This window comes from Paenibacillus curdlanolyticus YK9 (genome assembly GCF_000179615.1).
Lineage (GTDB): Bacteria > Bacillota > Bacilli > Paenibacillales > Paenibacillaceae > Paenibacillus_T > Paenibacillus_T curdlanolyticus.
The window spans coordinates 395,925-422,160 of the sequence record NZ_AEDD01000002.1; the positions used below are offsets into that span (position 1 = coordinate 395,925).

25 protein-coding genes are annotated in these 26,236 nt (G+C 48.6%); 6 read left to right on the forward strand and 19 right to left on the reverse strand.

Annotation, left to right across the window (positions count from 1 at the left end; all coding sequences use genetic code 11):
- The first annotated feature begins 223 nt into the window (after positions 1-223).
- Both PAECUDRAFT_RS05050 and PAECUDRAFT_RS05055 read left to right on the forward strand, forming a co-directional pair.
- Positions 224-487: a hypothetical protein gene (locus PAECUDRAFT_RS05050; protein ID WP_006037036.1), complete on the forward strand. Its 264-nt coding sequence runs from the start codon at positions 224-226 to the stop codon at positions 485-487.
- A 159-nt stretch (positions 488-646) separates the two neighbouring features.
- Positions 647-1,270 (forward strand): NAD(P)-dependent oxidoreductase, encoded by a 624-nt coding sequence (locus PAECUDRAFT_RS05055; RefSeq protein ID WP_006037037.1) that lies wholly within the window; start codon positions 647-649, stop codon positions 1,268-1,270.
- Between the two features lie 50 nt (positions 1,271-1,320).
- Here PAECUDRAFT_RS05055 and PAECUDRAFT_RS05060 read toward each other — a convergent pair whose 3' ends face one another.
- Genes PAECUDRAFT_RS05060 through PAECUDRAFT_RS05120 form a run of 13 tightly spaced genes read right to left on the reverse strand, consistent with a single transcriptional unit; the run spans position 1,321 to position 15,435 of the window.
- On the reverse strand, positions 1,321-2,349 hold the full coding sequence (locus PAECUDRAFT_RS05060) for a BtrH N-terminal domain-containing protein (protein ID WP_006037038.1): 1,029 nt from the start codon (positions 2,347-2,349) through the stop codon (positions 1,321-1,323).
- Positions 2,350-2,360: 11 nt separating this feature from the next.
- The gene (locus tag PAECUDRAFT_RS05065; protein ID WP_006037039.1) at positions 2,361-2,618 is read right to left on the reverse strand and encodes an acyl carrier protein; all 258 of its coding nucleotides are present in this window, start codon (positions 2,616-2,618) and stop codon (positions 2,361-2,363) included.
- Positions 2,619-2,640: 22 nt separating this feature from the next.
- Positions 2,641-4,002 carry a preATP grasp domain-containing protein gene (locus PAECUDRAFT_RS05070; RefSeq protein WP_006037040.1) on the reverse strand — a complete coding sequence of 454 codons (1,362 nt, stop codon included), beginning with the start codon at positions 4,000-4,002 and terminating at the stop codon, positions 2,641-2,643.
- Positions 3,999-5,279, reverse strand: coding sequence for a diaminopimelate decarboxylase (lysA, locus tag PAECUDRAFT_RS05075; protein WP_006037041.1), 1,281 nt, complete (start codon positions 5,277-5,279; stop codon positions 3,999-4,001). Before lysA ends, PAECUDRAFT_RS05070 begins: the two co-directional genes overlap by 4 nt.
- 17 nt (positions 5,280-5,296) lie before the next feature.
- A complete protein-coding gene (locus PAECUDRAFT_RS05080; protein ID WP_006037042.1) occupies positions 5,297-6,109 on the reverse strand; it encodes an ABC transporter permease in 813 nt (270 codons plus the stop codon).
- A gap of 4 nt (positions 6,110-6,113) precedes the next feature.
- Positions 6,114-6,914: an ABC transporter permease gene (locus tag PAECUDRAFT_RS05085; RefSeq protein ID WP_006037043.1), complete on the reverse strand. Its 801-nt coding sequence runs from the start codon at positions 6,912-6,914 to the stop codon at positions 6,114-6,116.
- Entirely contained in the window at positions 6,892-7,893 is a 1,002-nt protein-coding gene (locus PAECUDRAFT_RS05090) for an ABC transporter ATP-binding protein (RefSeq protein WP_006037044.1), read from the reverse strand. The genes PAECUDRAFT_RS05085 and PAECUDRAFT_RS05090 overlap by 23 nt, the downstream gene beginning before the upstream one ends.
- Positions 7,894-7,924: 31 nt before the next feature.
- Complete coding sequence (locus PAECUDRAFT_RS05095) at positions 7,925-8,932, reverse strand: Gfo/Idh/MocA family protein (RefSeq protein WP_006037045.1); 1,008 nt, start codon at positions 8,930-8,932, stop codon at positions 7,925-7,927.
- Between the two features lie 3 nt (positions 8,933-8,935).
- Entirely contained in the window at positions 8,936-10,111 is a 1,176-nt protein-coding gene (locus tag PAECUDRAFT_RS05100) for a radical SAM/SPASM domain-containing protein (protein ID WP_006037046.1), read from the reverse strand.
- A 14-nt stretch (positions 10,112-10,125) separates the two neighbouring features.
- Positions 10,126-11,232, reverse strand: coding sequence for a glycosyltransferase family protein (locus tag PAECUDRAFT_RS05105; protein ID WP_006037047.1), 1,107 nt, complete (start codon positions 11,230-11,232; stop codon positions 10,126-10,128).
- Positions 11,233-11,262: 30 nt separating this feature from the next.
- Entirely contained in the window at positions 11,263-12,597 is a 1,335-nt protein-coding gene (locus PAECUDRAFT_RS05110; protein WP_006037048.1) for a hypothetical protein, read from the reverse strand.
- Positions 12,594-12,860: an acyl carrier protein gene (locus tag PAECUDRAFT_RS05115; RefSeq protein ID WP_006037049.1), complete on the reverse strand. Its 267-nt coding sequence runs from the start codon at positions 12,858-12,860 to the stop codon at positions 12,594-12,596. The genes PAECUDRAFT_RS05110 and PAECUDRAFT_RS05115 overlap by 4 nt, the downstream gene beginning before the upstream one ends.
- 31 nt (positions 12,861-12,891) lie before the next feature.
- On the reverse strand, positions 12,892-15,435 hold the full coding sequence (locus PAECUDRAFT_RS05120) for a prolyl oligopeptidase family serine peptidase (protein WP_006037050.1): 2,544 nt from the start codon (positions 15,433-15,435) through the stop codon (positions 12,892-12,894).
- Positions 15,436-15,883: 448 nt separating this feature from the next.
- Between PAECUDRAFT_RS05120 and PAECUDRAFT_RS05125 the strand changes: the two genes are divergently transcribed.
- Together PAECUDRAFT_RS05125 and PAECUDRAFT_RS05130 are read left to right on the forward strand one after the other, a co-directional pair.
- Complete coding sequence (locus PAECUDRAFT_RS05125) at positions 15,884-17,467, forward strand: FMN-binding glutamate synthase family protein (RefSeq protein WP_006037051.1); 1,584 nt, start codon at positions 15,884-15,886, stop codon at positions 17,465-17,467.
- Between the two features lie 85 nt (positions 17,468-17,552).
- The gene (locus PAECUDRAFT_RS05130) at positions 17,553-17,948 is read left to right on the forward strand and encodes a LysM peptidoglycan-binding domain-containing protein (RefSeq protein ID WP_006037052.1); all 396 of its coding nucleotides are present in this window, start codon (positions 17,553-17,555) and stop codon (positions 17,946-17,948) included.
- Positions 17,949-17,999: 51 nt separating this feature from the next.
- Here PAECUDRAFT_RS05130 and PAECUDRAFT_RS05135 read toward each other — a convergent pair whose 3' ends face one another.
- The 3 genes from PAECUDRAFT_RS05135 to PAECUDRAFT_RS05145 form a co-directional block, all read right to left on the reverse strand.
- Positions 18,000-18,719 carry an MOSC domain-containing protein gene (locus PAECUDRAFT_RS05135; protein WP_006037053.1) on the reverse strand — a complete coding sequence of 240 codons (720 nt, stop codon included), beginning with the start codon at positions 18,717-18,719 and terminating at the stop codon, positions 18,000-18,002.
- A gap of 34 nt (positions 18,720-18,753) precedes the next feature.
- The gene (locus PAECUDRAFT_RS05140; RefSeq protein ID WP_006037054.1) at positions 18,754-19,137 is read right to left on the reverse strand and encodes a VOC family protein; all 384 of its coding nucleotides are present in this window, start codon (positions 19,135-19,137) and stop codon (positions 18,754-18,756) included.
- Between the two features lie 170 nt (positions 19,138-19,307).
- Entirely contained in the window at positions 19,308-20,513 is a 1,206-nt protein-coding gene (locus PAECUDRAFT_RS05145; RefSeq protein ID WP_006037055.1) for a GTP-binding protein, read from the reverse strand.
- A 246-nt stretch (positions 20,514-20,759) separates the two neighbouring features.
- Between PAECUDRAFT_RS05145 and modA the strand changes: the two genes are divergently transcribed.
- Entirely contained in the window at positions 20,760-21,533 is a 774-nt protein-coding gene (gene modA, locus PAECUDRAFT_RS05150; RefSeq protein WP_006037056.1) for a molybdate ABC transporter substrate-binding protein, read from the forward strand.
- 91 nt (positions 21,534-21,624) lie between these two features.
- Here modA and PAECUDRAFT_RS05155 read toward each other — a convergent pair whose 3' ends face one another.
- Positions 21,625-22,419 (reverse strand): ABC transporter ATP-binding protein, encoded by a 795-nt coding sequence (locus PAECUDRAFT_RS05155; RefSeq protein ID WP_006037057.1) that lies wholly within the window; start codon positions 22,417-22,419, stop codon positions 21,625-21,627.
- Between the two features lie 606 nt (positions 22,420-23,025).
- Here PAECUDRAFT_RS05155 and PAECUDRAFT_RS05160 point away from each other — a divergent pair.
- Positions 23,026-23,949, forward strand: a complete 924-nt coding sequence (locus PAECUDRAFT_RS05160; RefSeq protein WP_006037058.1) for a tyrosine-type recombinase/integrase — start codon at positions 23,026-23,028, stop codon at positions 23,947-23,949.
- Positions 23,950-23,998: 49 nt separating this feature from the next.
- On the opposite strand, the gene PAECUDRAFT_RS05165 is transcribed toward PAECUDRAFT_RS05160, so the two are convergent.
- Complete coding sequence (locus tag PAECUDRAFT_RS05165; protein ID WP_006037059.1) at positions 23,999-24,715, reverse strand: YebC/PmpR family DNA-binding transcriptional regulator; 717 nt, start codon at positions 24,713-24,715, stop codon at positions 23,999-24,001.
- 107 nt (positions 24,716-24,822) lie between these two features.
- A complete protein-coding gene (hemG, locus tag PAECUDRAFT_RS05170) occupies positions 24,823-26,226 on the reverse strand; it encodes a protoporphyrinogen oxidase (RefSeq protein WP_006037060.1) in 1,404 nt (467 codons plus the stop codon).
- Positions 26,227-26,236: the final 10 nt, after the last annotated feature.

Here is a 26,236-nt window from a genome sequence, read left to right on the forward strand (position 1 = left end):
TTCGATTTCACTTTGCTGCGTGTTCTGTGATGTCTGTCCTCCTCTCTTCATGGTACATCCATATTATAGAGATAGTTTGGTTGTTGCTATAGAAGCGATGTTACGGAAAATGTATGCGATTCTAAGATAGTAGAAATTACATTGCGTTCACAATTCCATGCATGTTAATTAATAATCCATTGGTATACTGACAGTAATTTCAGCTACCAAAGGAGCTTATGACATGCACGCCAGCCCGACGATCGTATATGCAAACCGGATCAGCGATAGCGAAACCATGGCCAACAAACTCATTTATCAGGTTCGCAGCAACCACCTCTCCAACACCGATCTCGACAACCTGCAAGCTCGCTGCAAGAGCGAATTGACGGAGCTTCGCCAAGAATTAGACGAGATTCTCAACGAGCTTCGCCAACTAGCAGCGAAGATGAACGCTTCCGAGGCGGATCCATTCCTCGATCACATGGTGCAGCGTAAAGCCGCGTAACTTCTCCGTCCATTCCCTCCTCCTATCCTACTTCCCGCAATCAAACAACCCGGCGCAACGACCTCCATTCCATGGCAGGCGAAACGCTGGGTTATTTGCAAAGCACCTATCAATCTTGTAACCTATGTATCATCCAGTTAGGCGAAGGAAGGAATCCGAATGAAGCGAATATTGATTTTGGGCGCGACCGGCCGAGTCGGCCAGCAATGGGTAGCGCAAGCGTTGGATGACGGCCATGAAGCGATCGTTCTCGTGCGCGATCCAAGAAAACTAACAATTGTGAGCGATCGGCTGACTGTTTTGCAAGGCGATGTCACGAACCCGCAAGATCTGATTCATGCAGCGAAACGAACGGATGCGATACTGAGCGCGTTAAGTACGGATGGCGGCACCGTTTTGAGCCAATGCGCTCCACTTCTAATCGAAGCTATGCGACAAAACCATATTCGTCGGCTAGTAACGGTTGGAACGGCAGGCATTCTCAATAGCCGAACCGAGCCGATGCTCCTTCGTTATCAATCCAATGAGTCACGTCGAACGCTGACACGCGCTGCAGAGGAGCATCACCAGTTTTATAAGCAAATAGCCCATTCCGGCTTAGACTGGACGATCGTCTGCCCGACTTATCTCCCCGATGGGGAGCATACCGGCATTTATCGTGTCCTGAGAGACTACCTCCCGGCAGATGGCTTACAAATTTCAGTGCAAGATACGGCAGCTTTTGCGTACAAGCAGTTATTCAGCGCTGAATACAACGGTTCCCGGGTTGGGATTGCATATTGAGCGAATGTGAAAAAAGGCGATACAGCTTATGGCTGTATCGCCTTTTCCTATTACTGCTTTACCTGTACGATCATATCGTCGACAAACTGCACCAGCAGAGACTGCTGACGATCAAGCAGCTGCCTGGTTTGGTTCAGCAGCGCAGGCCAGCCGCTTCGATTGCTGCGAAGCCCGAATTTATAGATGTTAAGCAAATGCTTTTTCCAATCCAGATGCTCCGCTTCAAACCGCTTCAGCCATGCATCTGGCCCAAGCCGGAAAGCATCTGGAAACTCCTGTACAAGCTCCATGAAATAAGACCACTGATGCATGACGCTGCCAATTCGCAAGCAATAATAGGCTTCTTTGCAAACGTTCGTGAACGAATCAGCATCGAGCTCAGCAGCTTTCTCCAGCCCTTCCACAAATCCGTAGTAGGCTTGAAGTCCATGGCGCGAACTCCCATCTGGACTGGATTGAGCAGTTAGGAATCGATTAATGCGCTCATGCAGCACACTCATAAAATCATGCTCTTCGCTAGAGAAGGATGATTTTAAGCCGGAAAGAAACCCTACGCCGTAAAGCCCTTTCATGACATCGCTTAATGAAGCGGATCCTTGATACGTGTGCGCTTCGCCGGAATATTCAAGCAAGAAAGAGTCGATAAGCTCGACCGTATCGTTCGCTTCATCGATTCCGTATAGCACCACGACATGCGGGCGGCTAGGGTTGTCGCGATAAATGGCGTGATAAGTAAGGAAGCCGCTGAGCGCAAACAAGATGACAGGTCTGCCTGCTGCCAATTCATCCTTTATATCCGCGATGAACTGTCCCTGATCTGACCACGCCCCGGCTTCAAAGCTGTATTGCATCCGCGCAGGCCCATCCCAATTCATGTGCCGAAGCATTTCGTCGCCTGAACGCCCGAGCCAGTACGGGTTTGTCGTTGGATGATATTCCACATTCATGCCATCACAGCGAAAATAAATTTCCGCTTCCGAGAGATTAACGTCATACCCGGCTGCCAGCATCGTACGTATGCTTGCGAATAAACAATGCGAACCTGGCTGCACCGTCATTTGTGGAATAACGATAGACATAAAGTCCCTCCCTAATCGGTCATATATTTGGAGATCAGCTGTCTGAGCTTATGAATTGTATTAACGTTTTCGATCATTAGATCGTCTTCAGGTACGATAATGTCGTAACGTTCCTCGACTGCGACAATTAGCTCCACCGCTGTGATCGAACTCAAATTATAGTTGCGCAGGTCAGTGTCCTCATGAAGCTCGTCAATTGGCATCTCTTCCGTTTTCAATACGCTGGTTACGATTTGGACCAAGTCCTCAAGTTCTACTCCCACTGCCATAACGTTCAGCCCCCGCTTACGATTAGATTGGTGTTGCCATTCGATCTGTCAATTGCTGAATCGATTGCTCCAGCTTCGTTGATAACTGTTCGACTTCGTCCCATTCATCCGCTGCAATGAGTGCAAATACCCGCCCCATGTAACGATTATCCTCGTTAATTGATACATTTGGCAGCGTGCCAGACGTATAGAGAATGACGCCTTTGCCTGTCTCCGGCTGGTAAAGCAATTGCTCGGTTTCCAGCTGCTTGCATAGATCTGCGTAAAACACAGGCTCGTTCGTTAACACGCGAAAATATCGAGTGAACATCTTTTTATCGCCTAGTACATAGGGGATGAACGATAAATAGGTCGACAACGTAAACCGTCCGTTAACCTCGATGATTGGGATGACAACACCGTCGTTGCTGATCATCGAATCGATTCCCGCTACGCCATGATAGCCGAGCTTGTGCAGGTAGCGGCCTATCGCTTTACCATAAGTATGGAAGCTCTCGGTCACGTCCGGTGCCAGGTCAGCCGGCATTTGCGAACCGATATATACGGTGCCATTGAGAATCTGGCGCTTAATCGAAAATACATCGACAGCCCCATCGGCATGAACGAAAAGCTGGACATTAATATCCGCTAGCTTTTCTACCCACTGCTCCAGCATCCACGGATGCTTGTGCGTTCGCCGCGATGCCAGACGCGTCAGTCGCGCGAATAATGCGCTGCACTGCTCGTCGGATTCAATGATGTAGAGTCCTTTGCCCGATGCGGCATACGGCTCTTTCAAAATCATTTTGCCGCTGGCGCCCTTAAGCTTCGGATATTGATCCTTCAATTCTTCCAAGGAATCGCTGATGATACCCGGACTAACCGGAAATTGCAGCTCTTCAGCCATCCGCCGGTTCAAAATCTTATCGTTTACGATGGCAGCGGTTTCAGACGACGGGCCAATTAAGGCCATTCCGCACCTCTGAGCAATCGCCTCTTCTAATTTCGTAACGGCATATGGCATGAAGTAAACCTGATCATGCTCCTGCGCATGCTCCCTAAGACGCTGCAGCAGCGATTCATCCTTCAATACGAGCTCAGAGATCGGCGTCTGGTAGTCGGGCTCTGATACCGTTACGATGGTCGGTGTATCGAAACCGATCCGCCGCAGCTCTGCCAAATAGGCAGGGTCCGGCTGCTCCCGAAGAATGAGCACGTCCTGCGGACGGCATAGCAACACATTCATTTCTTCGATCCGGTTAACGATTCGATCTTCTTCCCGATCCGGGATGCCCCGCGATTGCGGATGCCAATACTGCTCAGCTCCGATATTGCAAAGCCAAACGATTGACCCCTCGTGACGGTCTTGCGTAAGCAAACGAAGCAGGGAGAAAGCTGCCGTCATATGTTCACCTCTTCGGTTAATGGATGCTGGCCATGAAGACAATCGCTGAATTGACCTCTTTCTCGCAGAACCCAATAGCGGTCTTGATCGAAAAGCACCTCAGCTGGCATCGGATGGCTTAAGAACATCGTCGGACTATGCGTTAAACCATATGCGCCCGACTTCTCGACGACAACGAGGTCCCCTGGAGCTGCAATAGGCAGATTGACTTTATTCCCAATGACATCCGTCGAGGTGCAAAGCGGACCTGTTACTGTAACTTCGTGCTCGCCATCTCCTTCGCCAATGACACGCATTGGGAAGTTGCTGCGAATGTAGCGTCCGAGAAACGCTGAAGATGCATGCTGATGGGAGCCCCCATCGCCTATGACATAGCGGCTGCCTTTGCTTTCCTTTGTATACAGCACCTTGGAAACAAAAACGCCGGATTCCGCCATCAGAAACCGGCCGCTCTCGATCGCAAGACGCGTATTCGCCAGCCTGCTCTCCCATTCTTGCCAAACCTGCATGATGCCTTCTCGTAATGACGCCAGATCGAGCGCTGTCTCTTTGGGGAAATAAGGTACGCCGAAGCCGCCGCCGATATCGAGAAATTGCAATTCCAGCCCGAATCGGTCCGCCAAATCAACGGCTGTTCGAATCGATTGGTCGAAATGCCGGATGATCGCATCCGCTTGCAAAATTTGGGTTCCCAAATAGATATGGAAGCCGATCAACCGAACATTCGACATGCGTTGTGCGGTTTCAATTGCTTCCGGCAAGTAGGTCGGGTCCATCCCGAACTGGGAAGGAACACCAGACATCTTGATACTCGCTGCATGCTGTTGAGGCTCGTCTGGATTAATCCGGATAGCGATGTCGACCGTCAAGCCTTGCTCGGCAGCGATTTGATCGACTAAACCGATTTCCGCCATATTTTCGACGTTAATACAATAAATGCCCTTTCGAATCGCGAGCTGCAGCTCCTCCACCGTCTTGCCGGGACTTGTGAATACGATGTTGCGGGGATCGCACCCGGCGTGGAGCGCTGCGGTTAGCTCCCCTCCGGACGCGACCTCGACTCGGCAGCCTTGCCGAAGCAGCAGCTGAGCCATGCCAACGAGCGGATTGCATTTGAACGAATAGAACAACTCCGCCTGCTCGGGAAAACAGCTGCGCAGCTCATTGACCTTCTGCTCTACAACACTGGCGTCATAGAGATACAACGGGGTTCCGAACCGTTCTACGGCTTGTTGGATACCCTTATCGCTAAGCGCTGTTTGATTGCTATTCGTCACGTTTTCCCTCCTACGTCCTAACTGCTTGCACTCGTATAATTGCGAACCGCGAATTTCCAGATCAATCTCGTCACGCCCAAGAACACGAATGGAGCCAGCAGCCCCCAAACGAATTGCGTTGTGCTCGCCTGTTTAAGGACGATTAACGGCGATAGATTCGTAATCAAGAAAATCGGGATAACGAACATGCCGGCGCGTTGGATGTATTTGTTATAGATCGCCATTGGCATCTGGTTAAAATCAAACATCGCATTCGATAGCTCATTCACGCCGCCGGTCTTCACCGTCCAGAAGGAAATCAGCTGTGGAATGAGGAATATCGCGTACGTTAAAATAACGCCCAGCAGAATAAAGCCAATGAAGGCCACCATTGTCCAAGCCGTTACCGGAATATTCGATCTCTGCCAGCCGTAGATGATCATCAGGATGCCGCCGACCACGTTCGGAATTGAGTAAGCCACATCGATCGTACGCATCGTCGACATGAATTGGAGCGAAATCGGCCTTGTCATCATCACGTCAAGCGTACCGGTACGGACATGCTCGGGCAAATGAATGAAATTGGTATAGAAGAACGTCGAGTACAAGCCTGCCATGATCGTGTACACACCGGTAAACAGCATGATCTGATCAGGCGAAACGCCATTAATGTCAACGCCGATGCGATAGATCACATAGACATAAGACAGCTTGATGCATAAAAAGCCTAATTCGACCAAAATGCCAAACATAAAGTTGGCGCGATATTCGAGCATGGTCATCACGCTGTTCTTGATGAACAGCCAATAAATCAATCCGTATCGACGGCATTCCTTCATTACTGTCTGCACGCTGCTAGCCCCCCACCGATTCATACTTTTTCATGCCTTTCGTCCACAGCAATGAGGATACGCCCGTTAAGACGACGATCCAGACCACTTGGATGAGGAGGCCGAATAGCATCTCGCTAGAAGAGAGCTTACCGAGCAGCACGCTGACAGGAAAGAACACGATGTATTTGAACGGCAGCACATTTAGAATAGCTTGCGCCGTCTCTCCAAACATATCAAGCGGGAAAATGCCTCCGCTCGCAATGTTAGCAACGAGGCCGAACGTCAAGAAAACGCCCCAAACCTCTAGCATCCAGAAAGAGATCATGCTTAAGTTATAGGAAATCAAAAAATTGACAGCGACCGCGAGCAGCAGCGAAAGCACACACACGAGAATGCGAGAGATATCCCATGGAATAGCGTTTCGGACAAAAACAGCTGCAATCGCCGTTATGATTGCAACAATTGACATATGCAAGCTTTTTTCTCCGAGGAAGCTGCACAGCCGGAATACGAAATAACGAATCGGTTGAACGACGAACTTGCTCAACTGACCGTTCTTCACATCATTCGCGATATCGTATTCGAATCCCGTAGATACCAGCTTTGCGAATAACGGGGCCAATACGGCGTACGCAATGACCTGCGCTTCTGAATAACCGAATACGCTCGAATCTTCTTGGCTGTGGAAAATGGCTTTCCACAGGAAGATTTGAATGAGAATCGGGAAGACAGCGCTAAGCAAGCCCAGCAGAAAATTCGTGCGATACTCCAGGGCGTTCTGCAGCCCCATCGTGAAGGTTTTAGAGTACTTTTTCCAGCTCATGGACACGATTCTCCTTCTGATAGAGCAAAGCGATGCCTTCCTCGATTGAGATGTCTTCAATGGTGAGATCGAGCACAGGAAGCTGCTGCAGCACGGCTTGCGCGCAGTCTTTCAGGTTCGCCTTCTCAACCTCCAGCACGGCTTCCAGCCCATTGTTCTCGCGAACGAAGCCGAACCGATTCAATTGCAAATCCGAAACAGGCTGCTCCAGCTTCAGCTTAATGAGCTTCTTCTGGCCGAGGACGTTGTTGACCTGTGCAAGATCGCCATCGTAGGCGACTTTGCCGCCATTGATAATAATGCTGCGTTTGCATAGATCCTCAATATCGTTCATGTAATGGCTCGTGAGCATAATCGTCGTTTTGCTTTGCTGGTTGTAATATTTAAGAAACTCCCGAATTTTACGTTGCGAGAGTATGTCCAGCCCGATCGTCGGTTCATCGAGGAACATCACTTCTGGCTTGTGCAGCAGCGCGGCGATCAGCTCCAACTTCATGCGTTCGCCGAGTGAAAGGCGTCGAACCTGCACGTTCAGCAGCTCCTTGACGTCAAGCAGCTCGGTAAGCTCATCGACCGTATTGCGGAACGTCGTCTCTTCAACCTCATAAATGAATTTGTTCAGATGAAGCGATTCGCTTGCTGGAAGATCCCACCACAGCTGGCTTTTCTGGCCCATCACGATGGCAAATTTCTTCTTGAACTCCTTCTTTCGTTCCCATGGCACAAAACCGTGTACGGTGACTTGACCTTCGGTTGGGAACAGGATGCCTGTGAGCATCTTCAGCGTCGTCGTCTTCCCCGCGCCATTCGGTCCCAAGAAGCCTACCATCTCCCCTTTCTCAATCTCAAAGGAAACATCGGACACCGCATTTTTATGCAGTGTCTCCCGATGGAAAAGGTTACGAAGGGAACTCTTGAGGCCGACCTCTTTTTTGTAATATTCAAATGTTTTGGATAAATTACGAACGACAATAGACAACGCCCCGTCATCCTTTCCTAATTCGAGTGCCTTACACCAGTTGTTTGGCCGATTGATAAATCGACTCCTGCAATACAATGCGATCAATCGTAGCATCTAGCGAAACATTAGGCTTGATGCCATCAATGACATCGCTGAAGAAGTGCAATTGATTCACGTAATAGCTCTGCGCATCGAACGAGACCTTGCTCGTTTCATTCGTACGAAGATCTGTTACTTTGAACGAAACCTTCAAGCTTCCCAAATTCGCTCTGAAAAAATCATCCATCTGAACGATCGCATGTTCAAAATGCAGCGTATGCGCAGCCTTGTAGGCTAACTCGAACGAAGTCGTCAAGCTTGCCTGGACACCGCCAGCCAGCTTAATTTCTGCTTCGAACGTCCAATCAGCGCCGTTAGGCCCATCGAATGCGGAATGGCCTTCGTACGACTCGTGATCGAGCCCCACGACGGCTTGCAGAAACTGCATCCAGTAGCAGCCCAAATCATAGAAGGAGCCGCCACCTCGTTCGGGGAAGCTGCGATAATTCGTTTGGAACGACTCTTTCGGAATAAAGCTGATGACCGACGAAATGGACTGCAAGCTGCCATATTGCCGGGAATCGATTAATTCCTTAACCGCCTGCTGCCAAGGGTGATGCTGCACCATGAGCCCTTCCAGTACGTGAACTTGGCCCTGTGCGCGTTCGTAAGCGGCTTTAATTCGAACTGCCTCCTTGCCATTAAGGCAAAGAGGCTTCTCGACTAGTACATGCTTGCCAGCTTCGATCGAGCGGATAATCCACTCCGCGTGCAAATCGTTGCACAGCAATATATAAATGAAATCGATATCAGGACTTGCTATCAACGCATCATAAGAATCATAGACGACCGGTATTCCGTACTGCTCCGCATAGCTTTCCGCTTTGCTCTTTGTACGGCTGGAGATACCGTGAATTCGCAAATGCTCAATGCTTTTGAGCGGCTCAATCAGTACGCGCGGCAAAATTGCCGCGCATCCGATGACGCCGATGTTCTTGACTGTACGCTCTTGCTTCATGCGCTAAATACCGTGCAGGTACAGCACGCTGCACTTCGAGCAAGCAGGCGTTAAGCCTTCAACGTTAATAATTTCGCGGACGCGTTCATAAGATTCCGAATCCCAAATTTCCTGCAGCCCCTGCTCCTTCAGGTTGCCGACAGTAAATTCCGAGAAGAACTTACAAGCGGTTACGTCTCCTGTCGGCATGATGTCTGTACGAGTCGATAAAGCCATGCATGTCGTTGCACAACGGCTCGTCATCGATCCACCGCGGACGAATTGCTCGATTTCGTCATAATCCAGACCCGGTTGATAACGAATCCGAATGTTCCACGTACGTTCATTGATCTTTTCCAACGATTCAACAAGCGCATCGACATGCTCGGCTTCCATCCGGTATTTGAATGCGTGCCACGAGTTAACTTGATTCTCATGCAGCTTTTTCAGCCAGCTGAACTTCTCCATGAAGTAGCCGTCCATCTCCTTGGACGTTTCGGAAGAGATGTACCATGGGAAGCACATGATCACAAGATCCAGCTTCAGCGATTCGAAGTATTCAAGCAGCTCGTAGAGCTTAGGAATCATCGCTTCATTGATAACGGAGTGAACGGAAATGCGGCCTTTGTAGATGCCTTGGTCCCGCAACTGAACCAAACGCTCAATTTGGCGCATCGTTTTGGCGAATGTGCCTTTGCCGCGAATGAAGTCATGCTCGGATTCAAGCCCTTCTACTGCGATCAATAGCTCAAGACCTGGGGAAATCTCGATAATGCCGTCGATATATTTATCGAGGAGCAAGCCGTTACTGCAAATCGTCAATTCCCGCGGGTCATCCGCAAGCATTTTGAGGATTTGGTCAAACTGCTTATGGAACATCGGCTCGCCGCCCCACAGGTACAGTCGCGACTTGACTTCCGACGTCTCCTCCATGATTTTACGGAATACATCCAGATCGATATCTTTGTTTTGCTCTTCCTTATCCATCGCATGGTGGTAGCCGTCTTCATTCCATTGGAAGCAATGGATGCAGCGAAGATTGCATCGGTTCGTCAGCTTGATGCCGACCGATTCAGGCACCGGCGTACGGTATTTCGGGTTTTTTACCCGCTCGCGATAAGGGACTGCCATGTTTCTCATCGTACGCTTCATGACCTGAAACGCTTTTTCATCAATAACTACACTGCTTTTCGGCTGCATATCGGTTCACCTCGTTATTTTATGGTATCGAACAATGCATCTACATAATTGGGAAAAGCAGTACGCTGCGCAGCTAACGCTTCATGGAGCGGCTGCAGCAATTCAAGCGAAAAATCAGCTTGCTTCCAAGTTTCATAAGAAATGCCGAAGCCCAGCTTGATCCATAGGTCAGCATTTTTCTGCTCATGGGGGCCAAAAGCATCGAGGAAAATGATCGGCGTAGCCGAAGCTAACGAATCGATTAACGTCGAACCGCCCGGCTTGCTAATGATTCCTTTTGCTTGCTTCATGTTGTCGAACAGATGATGATGGGTTGCATGAATGTCATTAACGAATGCAGGCGGCTCCCCCGCTCGTACTTCGCCGAATCTTGGGAACGTATGCCTGCCGGTAGACGGGTCTTTCTGCCAAGCCTCCCATGTCGGATCGACCATCCAATAACGGTGATTCGTGTTGGACAAATCGAAATCTGACTCGTGATAGATCGACAGGTCCAGCGCATATTCGCGCTCTAGCTCCTCTACCTTGGCCAAATAAGTACCCATTCCCCAGCCTCCGCCATGCACCGTAAATCGGTACGGTCGGCTTTCGTAAGGTACAATTGGCTCATCCGTGACATCCAACCGGAAACAAACTCGTTCATTCGCAGCATCGAACAAATACTGCTCGCGATAGCGGGTGCTGTAATCCGGCACGTATTTCTTAACGCCTTTCCAAGAAGGAGACAATTCCGAGTCCACGTATAGCAAAGTCACATCCAATGCATCGATGCCGACACGCTCGCTATACATGTCGAGAATATAGATCCAATGGCCAGACAAGGCGATAAACTCGCGGCGCTTTTCCTGTTCCCATGTTTGCAGCAGCTCTTCCACCGCATCAAAATCGATGCTGTCTCGAATGTCGATCGGCATCTTTTGCGCGATTCGGGCAAGAGCGAAGTTTTTATGGTAGTCAAAGCGGCTCTCCGCGATTTTCCCTTTCTTGTCGCCCACGATAAAATTCTCGAATACAACCACTTCAACCGGCTGCTGGCGCGCAATCAGCTGCTGCTCCAGCAACAGCGCCGGAATATAGAACCCAAGGCCGAAGCCGGAGCTTAAAATCGTTTTCTTCTCCATCACTGTTCACCCCGATTACGCTGCGTTCGATTAATTCATGACTTGAAGCGAGAACGAAGATAACAAACCGCTAAGCTTCTGATGCAGCTCTTGTCGAACTTGCCCGTGGCGGCCAGCCATTGAAACGTACAGACGGCCTTTATACGGTTTGTCAGCTTTACGGTTGATCGTGAGCGTATTCGCCGTCAGCGGAATGATACCGGCATCCTTGCCCGGCCGATACAGCAGATCCGAATCTTCCATAGCGGCCAAAAGATCCTCGAATTGCAGCTCCGCGTTCGTCGTCGTCACCGAGTAGTAACGCAGATTGCCCTGCAGATCCTGTGGCGTCAAGAAGCGGTCAACCTGATTTTTGATCAGGCTCATCGATTTCCTCGCATTGATCTCAATTAGCGGTATGAGGTCGCCATTGCGCAGCTGCATGGAATCAACGCAAACATGGCCATAGTAACCATCGCTATACAGCCCTTTGGCAATGCGCTCCATCAGGTCGAAGTAGCCTTTGCCCTCCAGCATTTGCAAGAACTCCGGCTCCGGCGTATACGATTCCTGATACGCGAATTCGTCGTTTGCGAGCCGTTGGACTGAAATCAATTGATAAGCGCCGTCTTCAGCGATCATGAATTGGCAAGAGAAGTCACAATCCTTGTCGAGATAAGGCTCTACGACAAATTGCGATTGCTTCCCTTTGTTTTCCTGCATCGCCGTATAAGATACGACACGCTCCAAGATCGAAATCGATTCCACAAGCAGATTGCCTTGACCTGATACGCCATAATTGTCCTTGATCAAAAACGGTCCTCTGCGAAGCAGCGACTCGCCCAGCAATTGCAGCTCGCTCGAATGATTGACGATGAAGCTATCATTCGCCAAGTCAAGACGCTCCTTCATTTCGGTCGAGTACGTTTTCGTATTCACGCGGCGAATAATGTCCATATCAGGCATCCGGCAGTCAAAGCCATGACGCTCACTGGCCTCTCTCGTAAACGGAATTGCGGCAAAAGGTTCAAGCTCAGGCTTCCCGCCAGAAATAGCAGTGAATGCTGAATGATCTGCTTCAGTCAATAGCTGCAGCATGCTTTTGCCTGTTTCTTTGCCTTCCCCGTCGAGATCGAACTCATTGTTGTAAAACCGGAACCCGATATCGCCCAAATACTGCTTGTGCGCCGGATTCATCGCTTTACGCGTAATGAGCGCCTCGTTTGGATTGCAAAACGCAAACAGAAGCTCATCCATCATCGATACAATACGCAAATTTTCTTTATCAACGAGTCCTGGCAATTTTGCAAGCTCAGATCCCCGCCAGTATTGCTCGGCATCAAAGGTGCCGCAATGAATTCTAGTGATTTGGCCAGCCACGCTCATCGTTGTGCTTGGTTGCTCAGCTCAGGGTTCAGTTGGCGAATATATTCGCAGAACGTATCGATCGTGCCGAGATTGTCCATGTCGAATTCATCGAAATTGATCTCGCAATCGAACGCATCCTCCACTTGCAATATGAAATGCACGATTTGCAGCGACTCCATGCCCGAATCATGCAAAATACTGGAGCTGCCGGTCAGCGTGTCTAAAAGGGCCGGTTCGTTCTTAATCTCGCTAATCATCTGAATCATTTTCTCTTTCATCATGATCACTCCCCAAATTTTGGTTTCCAGTTCCCTATCTTGTTGTTATGAACTGGTCTAAGTTCGTCGCTTGCAGCCTGCCGTTAAACTGGATCACCTCCTTATTAAGATGTGGGTGAATGCCGCTGGCGTAACTCGGAATCGTAAGCTTGCGGGTATACATATGCTTGTTAAAGTTCTCGTAGTTGCAGGAAGCCATTATGAGCAGTTTCTTCTGAGGATTCATGGGGTTAGGTTGAATATATTGCACACAACTATCTGCTTGTTTGGTAAGGTCGATGGATAGTTGTGAGTGAAGCATAGACAAGTAGCCGTGGTTGTCCATCTTCCCGGCAATGATGATTAAGTTACATTGCATAATGTCTGCTGCCGTGAGCTCGCTAGCAGCAATAATCGGGTAATGAACGTAAATATTCGGATCCCAGCTATTGTTTTTAGGGCGTGCGTAGAGGTTCGCCACTCGCTGAATAATCGATTCCTCTTGCAGCGAATCGTATCGGTCAGGCAGTACGACCTTGATTCGGTCCATATAAATATCCAATACGCCAAAACCAATGCTGGCATAGGCCAGCGGCCCTTTTGACGATATAAGCGCTTCTTGCTGCCAGCAAGATCCTTCGTCACCTGATTTCTGGAACCGTATCTGAGACGATGTATTAGGCTGAAGCTTTATGGATTGTCCATCAATGATGATGGTTAGCCGCTCAGCCATTGCTTCCCGCGGAAGCGTCACTTCGAACGAATCAATGTGCAGCGTATCGATCTGGATCAGTGAATCGGTCTTCAGCTCTGCATTTAGTTGTCCAAACGGATGCTCCTGCGCGAATGTGATATGATCGATCCAATAGCACTTTCGATGTCTAGCATTGTCAGTCCGATAGTGAAGCCGCTGCGGATGCTCCGGTCGGCGCTGCTGTAACAACCAGCGAATGCCGTACATCAGGTGATGATAATAGCAGGTATCCCAGTGGGTCGCTTGCGGGTCGATAATGCCTTGATAGCGATAACCGCCAAGTGCAGCAGCCGGCTTCTTGTATGAAGCTTCGATTGCGTAATCGAATTCGCCGCATACGTTCAAGACAGCAACATTTGAGAGATTCAGCAGTTTATCCGCGCTTGCTGAGCCCGCATATGCGGCAATTCCTGCGAATCGATCCGGGTAAGCCTGTGCGATAGCCCATGCGGCGAATGCGCCATTGGAATAACCAGAAAGGTAAATGCGATCCTCATCGATGGAATATCGCTGCTGGATTACATCCAAGCCTTCTAGAAACGATGCTTCTCCTACATAGCTTCCCATTGTGACGCCGCGACAGGTAAAGGTAACGAGAATTGCATCTTCATCCATTCGGTCTTGAAAGAAGGCGCGAACGTCAGGAAGATCAAGCTCATAACGGCATACGGGTAGTAAAATAACAAGCGGGTATTGCTTATCTGATGAGTAGCCATCCGGGAGCACAATCGAGTATCGTTCTAGACTGTCATCTAATCGAGATTGATAGTAGCCATCCCCGATTCGACGTTCTATCAACGTATCCTCGAAACGATGCCCCTCTTCGATTAAGCGGCATGCATGCACAAACTCTTGCCAGTGCTCCTTTACGAGACGAAGCTGCTTGACTAATACCTTCGCAGGCTCAAGTGCAGCCACGGCCCGAATGCGGTTTAATAGACCTAAAAGCTGAATGTTATCGATTTCATTTCTAAATCCATTCAAGACCAGCTGTTCATATTGCCGATCCAGATTCGATAAAACGTTTTCTATCGGATGAACGAGAGCTAGATGATCGGTGACACGACTTTCCCCATAAGCATCTGCGTACATTAGATGAAAACGAAGCATACAATAGGTTTCATGGCTTATGGCTCTGACATCATATTCTACTCTCATGCCAGTACAAGCCGTAAACTGGTCGACCGTTCGTCCCTCGTCATTGGCGACGATTACCGATACCGGCGTACCATTCGGCACATTCAGTCGATCGGCTCCAAAAATATAAAAAGCGTGTAAATCGGAGTTGACTGCATAAGCACTCTCGCTTACAACTTGCACACGTTGATCGAGCCAATAGGACAAGTAATCTTCCGTCAATTCGGTTGCATTCGACAGCTCAAAGGCCATGTCGCTAATACGAATGGAATAATTAACGCGAAGCTCAAAATACTCGATCACTAGCAAATGTTCGCCGGGCTCTAATCGGAAACGAAAAGGGCCAGATTTGTTAAATAACAGCTCGCCGTTCACCCAGATCTTGCCGATGATATCAAATGTACGGACACATACGTCTTTCGCTTCGGTCGTCTTCAGCGTCGTAACTAGAAATAACCGTTCATTCTCGCACAACGTATAATCGTTTAAATCCAATTCTTTCGTTTCATTATTGACGCTGTCAATGAATCGACATTCGGCAATCTGGCCATCTGCAAGCGCAATCGAAGACCGATCTTCCAAGCAAATCCGATCTTGATTAAAAATGCGGCTCAGGTCATCGTTTAATCGGTCATTACCGAACGGATTGCGTACCGGGCCTATTGCATATGCGGCTTGAATACGGACAGTTTCCTGTTCCAATGACACAGCCGATTTTTCCGATAAAACAAAAATACAATTTCCCTCCTCTGCGCTCGTGGTGTTCAGTCAAACTTCAATCTGCTGTTCTAGTTGTTATATGTGACAGGCGACTGCCTGGAACGTCCAATCCCTCCCTGTGAATCTAAGCTGTATCATGTTGCGTCTCTAATTACCAACTGATTAATAAAATACCAATTAAAGTAGCAGTCCACAATTGCTCAAATCAACGATTTGTGTAAGAAATCAACGATTTACAATTCCGTTAATTGAATCGATTTTCATTTCGACAAAACCTGCTATTGTTCGCCAAGCCCTACATTCGTAAGTATCTATGAAAAAGATGGACAGCTATTGGCTCAATAAATAAACGCCAACGGCAGGAAATGATTTGTAAAGTATGAGATAATGGAACGGATCGCCTAAAATACTTCTATTGTTGCAGGAGGGTATGCTTGTGTCAATTGAAACATTGTTCGTAGTCATCATCATTGTAGTCCTTCTGCTGCCGCCCATCGCCTTCTTCGGCTATATGTTCGTATTATCCAAGCAGCCGAAGCATTCGATCATTCGTTCGCACCCTTTCCTTGGCTGGCTGCGCTATCTGCTTGAGAAGCTTGGCCCTGAATTCCGACAATATTGGTTTGATAATGATACCGAAGGCCGACCATTCTCCCGAAACGATTTTGTCGGTCTCGTCTATGCAGCCAAATATCGGACGGACCTCATCTCCTTCGGAGGCAAACGCGATTATGAAAAACCGGGCTATTACATATCCAATGCGATGTTTCCGAAGCTCACGGGCGAGCTTCGTGTAGATAACGCCGAGCTTGTCCCTGGCAAAAAGTATGTAATTACGAGCGAAGGGCTCATTACCCGCAAAGAAAAAATGATTGACGAAAACATCAAAAAGTGGCTCCTGCACGATGACGATACGATTATCGTTGGCGAGAACCGTAAGCATCCATGGCGACTAAAGGGCATGTTCGGCGCGTCAGCCACCTCATACGGCGCTGTCGGCGAGCATTACATCCAATCGACGGGCAGCGGAGCCTTCATGGCTGGCGGCTCATGGATTAACACTGGCGAAGGCGGCGTTGCGGACGTACATCTTGCTTCAGGCGCCGATATCGTTTCACAAATCGGACCTGGCATGTATGGCTTTCGTGATAGCGAAGGCCGGTTTTCGATTGAAGAATTCAAGCTCAAAGCTGCAATCGACAACATTAAAGCATTCGAATTAAAGTTCCATCAAGGCGCCAAAATCCGTGGAGGACATCTGGAAGGCTCCAAGGTTAATGAGAAGATCGCTGCAGCGCGCAAAGTGCCCGTAGGCAAATCTGTAAATTCGCCTAACCGATTCGAAGCATTATCGACGCCCGAAGAAGCGCTTGCCTTCATTCAAACCTTGCAAGAGGCAGGCGGCAAGCCTGTAGGGATCAAAATCGTTGTCGGTGACCCGAAACGACTGGAGCCTCTATTCGAAGCGATGATTCGATTGAACATTTATCCCGATTTCATAACGGTTGACGGCTCAGAAGGCGGTTCCGGCGCAACGTATAAGGCAATGGCCGACAGCATGGGCTTGCCGCTTTATGCCGCATTGCTCATTCTTGACGATACGGCAAGAAAATTCGGCATTCGCAGCCGTTTCCGCATTTTTGCCTCAGGCAAGCTGATTACGCCGGATAAGGTTGCGATCGCGCTTGCGCTCGGCGCGGATTGCGTGAATTCGGCCCGCGGCTTCATGATGGCTAACGGCTGTATTATGGCGCTTCAATGCCATACCGGCAAATGCCCAACTGGAATAGCGACGACCGATTCCAAATACCAGGAGGCGCTGGCACCTGAAGAGAAACAATGGCGCGTCATGAACTATATTTTGCAGCTTCGCGAAGGACTGTTCTCCCTCTCGGCAGCTTGCGGACTTGAAAGCCCGCGAGATCTGACCAGAGAGCATGTCGTGCTTGCCAATGAAAGCGGTCAGACGTTCCGGATCATCGATCTTTTCCCTTATCCGGACACATCGCAACGCCCATAAAAAATGTTTGTAAGGTGTAACGCGATCAAGCTGTAAGCGATATGTTGTATAGTCAGTTGACTATATGACTCGTGGAGGTAATGTAATGGATCGTGGTTTCTTCCCTGGCGCTGGTGGTTTTGGCGGAGGTTTCGGAGGAGGTTTCGGTAGACCGTTCTTTCGTCCGTTTGCTCATCCCTTCTTCCCTGGCCGCTTTTTGTTTCCATTCTTTGCATTCTCGCCTTTCTTCTTTCCTTTCTTTAGAGACGGCGAGTCCGATGACATGGTTTACGCAAAGCATCAAGTAAAAGCCGGCGAAACGTTGGCTTCTATCGGTCATCAATACAACATGCCGCATCCGATTTTAGAAGAAGCCAACATGCATCTCTCGAATCCGAATCAGCTGCGTGCTGGCGAGACGGTTTACGTGCCGCGCATTTCCAATATGCTGTGCCATAAGACTTACTCTGAGGCCACCAATCCTCCGACTCAACCTAAATAACAAAAAGGCGCTAGTCCGGGTTTTCCGGTTAGCGCCTTTTTGTTTATAGGGTTAAACATCCTTAACGATTACGTTATCGCCTAACTGAATGGTTCCCGTCTTGACGACTGAAGCGTAAACGCCAAAATGCAAATTGTATTCTTCGTTTACGAGCTTCAACAACGAAGGATCTTTTTCCCTTGTGTCGGGGTCCATCGTAATAACTACGCATCGTTCGCAATACTTATCGACTTGCAATTGCACGTCGCCAATGATCAGCTGTTTGCCGATCCAGTCCCCTTCGTGGACAGCCTCGTCATCCACCGATACGATAAAGTTGCCCCGGAAGCGGCGCTGATCCAGCTCCTTGCCCCACTTTTCTTGCAGCTTGCGCATGCTGGAATCCGTGATGAGCAAAATGCTTGCCCCTTCGACCGACAAGAGATGCGGGTGCTCCGGATGCGGATCTTTCACGTTAGACATCGTAATCGCCGTCTTCGTATAGCTTTGAATTTCATCCAACAGCTCTTCATTCCAGCCGAAGACGCGCCCATCTGATGCTGTTACGCGAATGGCACCATCCACATACTGCGCTTGATACGTAAACAATTCCGGGATATTCCGAACGGTAATATACTTCCACCAATCCTTCTTCGTCTCATCATAGAAGGTAGCGAATCGATCGCCAACCATCCCGTATGGTTCGATTGTGCATGATTCCAGGCTCTCGCCAGCAAATGATTTAATCGGGTAGCGGTTAATTTCTGTTATTTTTCCTACATTATGCTGCACCACAAAACCCTCCGTTAAATGTTATGTAATTGCACTATTCAGTTGGCTGCTCTGCCAATGCGATATTGATGCCGGACGGCGTTTGAATGATCGCATAATAGCCTGTCCCTTCTATATACGTTTTAGGCATCAAAATCTTGCCTCCATTGTCCGTTGTTTGGACCAGCATCGCGTCAAAACGTTCAGCATCGACCGAAAAATTAGGAACGACGGATGCCTTGTATCCTGCTTGCGCGGCTTCCTCCAGCTCGCTTGTGTTCATAAAACCGATTGACAGCCCAGTATCATCAATCATCGAGCTGTATACATCGCTTTCAAATAACACATTAAACTGCAATACTTGCTGAATGAATCGAAAATCCTTCATTCGTGTTTCATCATCCTTAAAGGAAAAATCGAGAATCGACAAATGTGACATGTGATTTCCTCCATCTATTTTATTATGCTAATACTTAATGTTCTAAAATGATTAATCGCTCCTAGTCCAGAATAATCCGTATTGCGCCGATAATCAAATCTATTCCATGCAAAAAGGGAAAGCGCCTGATACGCTTCCCCTTTTCTTCTAAACAATGGTAGTTCAGGATGTTAAGCGGAAGTCTGCTGCGGAAACGGGTCCAGCAATGACTGCCAATCCATCTCCAGCTCAGACGAGGTTATCAAACACTGGTCGAGCTCCGCTTCGATCTGCTTCCGATCCATGTGAATGCCTATAAACACAACCTTCGTCGATCGATCTCCGAATCGTGGGTGCCAGCTTGCGGCTATCTCATGATCTTGTTGGAAAATGATCTGCTGCTCTGCTTTTGGTAGTGAAGCGACCCAATTGCCAGCGGCCCCAAACTGAACCGACGGTCCAGCTTGGCTAAAGCTTTGGGCCATTTCATTGCGCGAGGCAAGCCAAACGATGCCTTTAGAACGTACAATTTCCGACGGCCAATCGCTCATCCACGCCATAAGCCGCTCGGGATGGAACGGAAGCTGCCTCTCATAAACGAAAGACGATATGCCGTATTCCTCGGTTTCGGGGGTATGTATGCCGTGCGTTAATTCCTTCAACCAACCAGGCGATTCGCTTGCTTCCTCAAAATCAAACAGTCGCGTATTTAACAGCTGCTGCGGCGACACTTCTCCATGAATAGCGCGAATAAACCGTGCACGCGGCTGCAATTTACGAAGAATGGACTCCAATTGGTCCAGCTCCTCGTCCGCTACCCTATCGCATTTGTTCAAGATTAGCACATCGCAGAATTCGATCTGCGAGATGAGCAAATCCACAACATCCCGATTGTCCAGCTCATCGCTTGCCTGCTGGCGATCCAATAACGTTTCTCCTGAAGCAAAATCAGACCAAAAACGGTAAGCATCCACGACGGTTACCATACAATCCAGCCGACAGAGCTCAGATAACCGAATGCCTGCTTCCTCATCCTCATACATAAACGTCTGCGCTACCGGAATGGGTTCGCCGATTCCAGTCGATTCGATCAAGATATAATCAAAACGCCCTTCCTTCGCCAGCTTCTCTACCTCGCGCAGCAGATCTTCTCGCAGCGTGCAGCAAATACAGCCATTAGACATTTCTACCAGCTTCTCGTCTGTTCGGCTCAATCCCCCGCCATCTCGAACGAGTGCAGCATCGATATTGACTTCGCTCAAATCATTTACAATAACCGCTACTCGCAAGCCGGCCCGATTGTTTAGAACATAATTCAGCAGCGTCGTCTTGCCTGATCCCAAATAACCGCTTAACACCGTGACTGGGACTCGTGTATCCATTGGTCGTTCATTCATTTCCTTACGCTCCTTTACATGTTTGCATCTTATATCGTAATTATTACGATAAATAAAAATAATAAGCTCTGTATGGAAAGAAGTCAATACAAGCATCCACTCTCTTTTTTTCATGTCATATAACTTTACATATATGCATTGACTTCCATCGTTTCTCGATATATATTTAGGCATATCTAGTTATAACTAGTATGGTTTTATATGAAAGACTCGTTCTAATATCACACCTATTGGAGGAGATTGATTTTGAAAAAGCTGTTATCCTTACTTAGTCTTGTACTCACTGTCGCCTTGCTCGCTGTCCCCGTTCAACCGGCTATCGCGGCGAAAGCTCCTACTGAGCTTCTCATTTCCGCTGCTATCAGCTTGAAGGATAGCTTGGATGAAATCGAAAAAACCTATGAAAAAGAACATCCCGACATCAATCTTACATTCAACTATGGCTCCTCAGGCGCGCTCCAAAAGCAGATCGAGCAAGGCGCTCCCGCCGACCTGTTCTTCTCAGCAGGGAAAAAACAAATGGACGCGCTCGTAAGAGCAGGCTTGATTGGCAGCAACAAAACCATACTCACCAATGAACTTGTTCTCGTCATCCCGTCTGATTCCAATAAGACCTTCACAACGGTCAAACAACTTACGGACAAAGCGGTTAAGAAAGTTGCAGTCGGCCAGCCAGAAACAGTGCCAGCCGGCCAATATGCGAAAGAAACTTTAACCGCCCGCAAGGTTTGGGACACCTTGCAAGACAAGCTCGTTTATGCCAAAGATGTTCGCCAAGTGCTCACCTATGTGGAGACGGGCAATGTGGATGCAGGATTCGTCTATAAAACCGATGCGCTCACGTCCAAAAAAGTAAAAATTGCACTGAATATCTTATCGAGCGTTCACTCGCCTATCGTCTATCCTGCAGGCGTCATCAAGGAATCGAAGCATGCAGAAGAAGCATCTGCATTTTATACGTACTTACAATCCAAGGATGCAGGCACTGTGTTCAAAAAGTACGGATTTAAGCTGAACTAGTGTAATCGTTCAAAAGCATACAAAAAACACGAAAAACACGCCGAAACCGTTCGTTTTGGCGTGTTTTTTCTGTCAATAATTAACCTTCGATTCATACATTCGTCTCAATTACGCCCAGCGGGTGCAGCCATGCACGCTCATTACGGCGCTCCACTTCAAGCGGAGCATCGAAAAACCGGGACATCAGCTCCGTATTCAGCATGTCCTGCGTAGGTCCTGCATCGAAGATTTCCCCCTGCTTGACGAGCAGTGTTTTCGTGAAAACGGGCATGATTTCTTCAATATGATGAGTAACAAAAAGGAGTGTCGGCGCATTTGGCTGCTGTGCGATCCGCTCAACCATGCGGAGCAGCAATTCCCTCGCGAAAACATCGAGCCCTGTACAAGGCTCATCCAAAATGAGCAGCTTCGGCGCCGCCATTAAAGCTCGAGCGATCAGCACCCGCTGTCGCTCCCCTTGCGAGAACGTGTTATACGTTCGATTCGTCAGTTTTTCACACCCGAGCAGGCGCAGCAGGTCATTGGCTTGCTCCAAATCAGCTGCATCAGGCTTGTCATAAAGCCCAATTGTCGCATATTTTCCGCTAAGCACCGTATTTAACGCGGTCTCTCCCCCGTATAATCGTTGCTGCAGCGACGAGCTTACCCAGCCGATCGACTTACGCAGCTCGCGCAAGTCATATTCGCCGAATTTGTGACCGAGTACCGATACGCTGCCTTTCGTTGGCCATATATATCCGTTAATCATATTAAGCAGCGTCGTTTTTCCTGATCCATTAAGTCCGACGATGCACCAATGCTCGCCAGGCTCTACTTTCCAGCTGACATCTTGCAATATGGTGGAGCCGTCGCGTACCCAGCTCACCTGATCGATATGGATAACCATGATTACACTCTACTCCTTTCGTCTTGCTGCGCTTCGGTCTCATTAGGTATGGATAATTGTACCATCTACTATATTAATATGATTCTTCTGAACATTCAAATTGTTTCACAGTCTATAAGTTACATAATATATATTATGTTAACCTATTTCGCGGCAACTTTGAATCATATTAGGTCAGGTGCGTCCGATCTAGCTGATTCCCGCTTCATTTTCCCTTCTCTTTAAGCAACCATAGACAACGGTACCTATCTTGCTCTGTTAGAGACAAGTCTTGCGGATGAACTATTCCAGTCAATCGCAACCAATCGAGAAAGCTTGCGCCAATGGCTTGCCTTCCCCGATGTACCGCATAAAGTGAAAGTATCCAGACCGTTCGTTAAGCGTTTGCTGAGGCGATTTTCCGATAATAAGGGTTATTGAGGTGGCATTTGGCTTCAAGGAATGAATTGTTGCAGAAAGATTGGCAGAAATTCTAGCGAAATGAACTGCGTGAAATACACATTTCATGCAGTTCGCTATCAAATGCGATATAATAGAAGGAGTTTGGTCGTATTCCACGCCGATTGGCCGGATTTTAACCCATTTTGTTACATTGAGGAGCCCAACATGACGCAGGATGCTTATGAAGAAGATTTACATATGTTCAAAATCTGGATGAAAGACCGCGGCTATTCCAAAGATACGCAGCAAGGCTATTTGAATGATATCCAGCTGCTCTGCCGTTCTCTGCGAGGCAAGCCCCTTCCCTCCATTCGTAAGATCGATGTGATGTCGCATCTGACGGATGCGCGCGAACGCGGCGCCGGCGATGGCGCACGCAACCGTGCCCTATCGGCGATTCGGTTATTTTTCAAAGTGATGATCGAGTTTGAACGGATGGAGCATAATCCGGCAGCGGATGTGTCGAAATCGAAGGTTGAGAAAAACCGGCTTCCTCTTTATTTGGAGGAAAGCTACTTAGGTGATCTGCTCCGTTCAGTCGAAGGCAACTTTCGCGTTCGAGATATCGCAATGCTCGCATTGATGTCTTATTGCGGATTGCGGGTAAGCGAGGTGTCGCAGCTGAATCTGCAAGATTTTGATCCCGAGGCCGGCCAGCTCAGCATTTTGGGCAAAGGCCGCAAGTGGCGGTATATTCCGCTGCAGCCCTCTATCATAACGCTGTTAAAGCAATGCTTGCAGGAACGTATCCCGCCCAAGCGCAAAAATGAACACCCTTTCTTCGTCTCTCGGCTCGGCCGCCGGATTTCCCGGCGCACCGTGCAGTTTATCGTTGAGCGAACGTTCGAGCAATTTAAACAGCAGCACGAGCATATGGCCGAACGCAAATTTTCCGCTCATAAGCTTCGCCATTCGTTTGCAACGAACTTGTTATCGACCGATAAGGTCGATCTTCGGACGCTGCAAGAGCTGCTCGGCCATGCGGATATTTCGACAACGCAAATTTATACCCACATTACCGATAAGAAGAAAAAACAAGCAATGGCTGCAGTGCAGCCGAATTTACCAGTGTTTGCTGAATTGTTTTAAAGTCCAAACAAAAACGGTCACCCGCGGGTGACCGTTTCTCACGTGCAATCTATTCCAATTCAACGTTATGATACACTTGCTGAACATCTTCGAGATCTTCCAACGCATCGATCAGCTTCTCGAACGAAGCGATAGCATCTTCAGGAAGCGTTACGAAGTTTTGTGCAAGCATGGTAATTTCGGCGATAATAAATTCCGATACGCCTGCGTTTTTGAATGCTTCTTGTACGGCATTGAATTGATCTGGCGCTGCATAGACCATAACCGCTTCATCTTCTTCGAGAATATCGCGTACGTCTACGTCCGCTTCCAGCATGATCTCCATGACTTCATCCAGCGACTTGCCTTCAACGCCGATAACAGCTGTCGCATCGAACATATACGAAACAGATCCGCTTACGCCCATGTTGCCGCCGCTTTTGTTGAACGCGGAACGAACGACTGGCGCTGTACGGTTAACGTTGTTAGTCAGTGCATCTACGATAATCATAGAGCCGCTCGGGCCGAAGCCTTCGTAACGAAGCTCCTCGTAATGCTCGTCCGAGCTGCCTTTCGCTTTCTCAATCGCGCGATCGATGATCGCTTTCGGTACGTTGTACGTTTTGGCACGCTCCAGAACGAATTTCAGCGCAGCATTGGATTCAGGGTTTGGTTCGCCTTTCTTCGCTGCTACATAAATCTCGAGGCCGAATTTCGCATAAATACGGCTTGTGTTCGCATCTTTCGATGCTTTCTTCTCTTTAATGTTATTCCACTTACGACCCATGCTGCTCCCACTTTCTACTTTAATCTATTTCATTATTATAACCGATTTTAGGCTGGCGTGGACAGTCGTTCCTCTACTCTTCCAACGGAAAATGTCGAGTTAGCCGCCTATTCGCTTTCCCCCGCGAGCCACTCAGCAAGATCAACTGCAATCTGTTCGCCATTAGCTACGCAGTCTGGAATGCCGACCCCATAATAGGAGCAGCCTGCCAAGCGGATTCGGGGAAACTGCTCTGCCATTTTTGTTTCCAAGGCTCGGACAATGGCGTGATGGCGAATGTGGTAATTTGGCATCGTATCATCCCATTTGGTGACGACATAGTGCAATGGCTCAGCCACAATGCCCATCGCCGCTTTTACGTCCGACAGCGCAGTCTTCAGCAGCTCTTGCTCGGAGCCATTCCGCAATTTCTCGAAGGCAGGCTTCGTGCTTTTATAAAATAATCGTACAAGCAGCTGGCTTGTTTTCGACGTATGCGTCCACTTCCGGCTTGTCCATGTACATGCATTGCATATGAGCGAGCTGTTTTCCGCAGCAATAAACCCTGTTCCATCCAGAGGAAGCTCGTCATCGGCAATGTCAAAAGCAATGTATACGCTCGTTAGCGAGCTGTTGCGCATCTGATCAAACTCCTCATCGAGCATTGGCGATTGCAGCAGCGATTGAGCGACGGGATGCAGCGTACCTAATACAATGCTGTCTGCCTGAATCGTTTCGCCATTCATGAGCCGAATCGAATAGGAGCTACCTTCCGCTTTTTCAATTCGCTCCGCCTTCGTCCCTTTGCGTATATCGACAGATGGGATTCGCTCCTCCATTCGATCGATGAGCGCAGATAGACCATTCGCGAACGAATAAAACTTCTTGTCTCCCTTGCCTTTGAACTTCGCACGATTCGCAGCCAGTCCTTGAATGATGCTGCCATGCTCATTTTTATAGTCCAGCAAATAAGGTAGCGTCGATGCTAATGTCAGCTCATGCAGTTCGCCAGAATACACGCCGGACAACACCGGTGAAATCTGCTTCTCCACGAGCTCCTTCCCTAAGAAAAACGAAAGGAAGTCCCCAATGGAATCGTCCTTCGTGAACGTCGTGTTCGGCGTATAAAAATCACGCAACGCATCGACTTTTCCTTCAGCAGATAGCAAAGTACTGCCAGCAAGCGACTCCAGACTAAGCGGTATGCCGAAAACCGCTTCCTCCGGGATGAGCTTCAGCTCGCCATCTACATGAATATAGGAACGGCCTGTTGCATTATACACAATCTCATCCTGCAGCCCAAGCTCGTCCAGCAATGGCGTCATGTTCGATTTACGGGCAACAATGGAATCGGCACCCGTCTCCATCATGAAGGGTCCTGCCGGAAGTGTAGCAATCTTGCCGCCGAGCTGTTCACTCGCTTCAATCAACACGATTGTTGCGTCCAGCTTTCGTTCATTAATCTGCTTCTGTAAATAGTAAGCGGTTGATAGCCCTGTGATGCCGCCGCCGATAATCGCAATGGTCTTCATCCGTAAACAC

Coding starts and splice junctions, on each gene's coding strand:
- PAECUDRAFT_RS05130 (WP_006037052.1), top strand. CDS start 17,553: ATGGATCGTGGTTTCTTCCCTGGCGCTGGTGGTTTTGGCGGAGGTTTC.
- PAECUDRAFT_RS05140 (WP_006037054.1), bottom strand. CDS start 19,137: ATGTCACATTTGTCGATTCTCGATTTTTCCTTTAAGGATGATGAAACA.
- PAECUDRAFT_RS05165 (WP_006037059.1), bottom strand. CDS start 24,715: ATGGGTCGTAAGTGGAATAACATTAAAGAGAAGAAAGCATCGAAAGAT.
- PAECUDRAFT_RS05060 (WP_006037038.1), bottom strand. CDS start 2,349: ATGTCTATCGTTATTCCACAAATGACGGTGCAGCCAGGTTCGCATTGT.
- PAECUDRAFT_RS05110 (WP_006037048.1), bottom strand. CDS start 12,597: ATGAGCGTGGCTGGCCAAATCACTAGAATTCATTGCGGCACCTTTGAT.
- PAECUDRAFT_RS05065 (WP_006037039.1), bottom strand. CDS start 2,618: ATGGCAGTGGGAGTAGAACTTGAGGACTTGGTCCAAATCGTAACCAGC.
- PAECUDRAFT_RS05085 (WP_006037043.1), bottom strand. CDS start 6,914: ATGAGCTGGAAAAAGTACTCTAAAACCTTCACGATGGGGCTGCAGAAC.
- PAECUDRAFT_RS05055 (WP_006037037.1), top strand. CDS start 647: ATGAAGCGAATATTGATTTTGGGCGCGACCGGCCGAGTCGGCCAGCAA.
- PAECUDRAFT_RS05095 (WP_006037045.1), bottom strand. CDS start 8,932: ATGAAGCAAGAGCGTACAGTCAAGAACATCGGCGTCATCGGATGCGCG.
- PAECUDRAFT_RS05070 (WP_006037040.1), bottom strand. CDS start 4,002: ATGACGGCAGCTTTCTCCCTGCTTCGTTTGCTTACGCAAGACCGTCAC.
- hemG (WP_006037060.1), bottom strand. CDS start 26,226: ATGAAGACCATTGCGATTATCGGCGGCGGCATCACAGGGCTATCAACC.
- PAECUDRAFT_RS05050 (WP_006037036.1), top strand. CDS start 224: ATGCACGCCAGCCCGACGATCGTATATGCAAACCGGATCAGCGATAGC.
- PAECUDRAFT_RS05100 (WP_006037046.1), bottom strand. CDS start 10,111: ATGCAGCCGAAAAGCAGTGTAGTTATTGATGAAAAAGCGTTTCAGGTC.
- PAECUDRAFT_RS05105 (WP_006037047.1), bottom strand. CDS start 11,232: ATGGAGAAGAAAACGATTTTAAGCTCCGGCTTCGGCCTTGGGTTCTAT.
- PAECUDRAFT_RS05160 (WP_006037058.1), top strand. CDS start 23,026: ATGACGCAGGATGCTTATGAAGAAGATTTACATATGTTCAAAATCTGG.
- PAECUDRAFT_RS05115 (WP_006037049.1), bottom strand. CDS start 12,860: ATGATGAAAGAGAAAATGATTCAGATGATTAGCGAGATTAAGAACGAA.
- PAECUDRAFT_RS05155 (WP_006037057.1), bottom strand. CDS start 22,419: ATGGTTATCCATATCGATCAGGTGAGCTGGGTACGCGACGGCTCCACC.
- PAECUDRAFT_RS05145 (WP_006037055.1), bottom strand. CDS start 20,513: ATGAATGAACGACCAATGGATACACGAGTCCCAGTCACGGTGTTAAGC.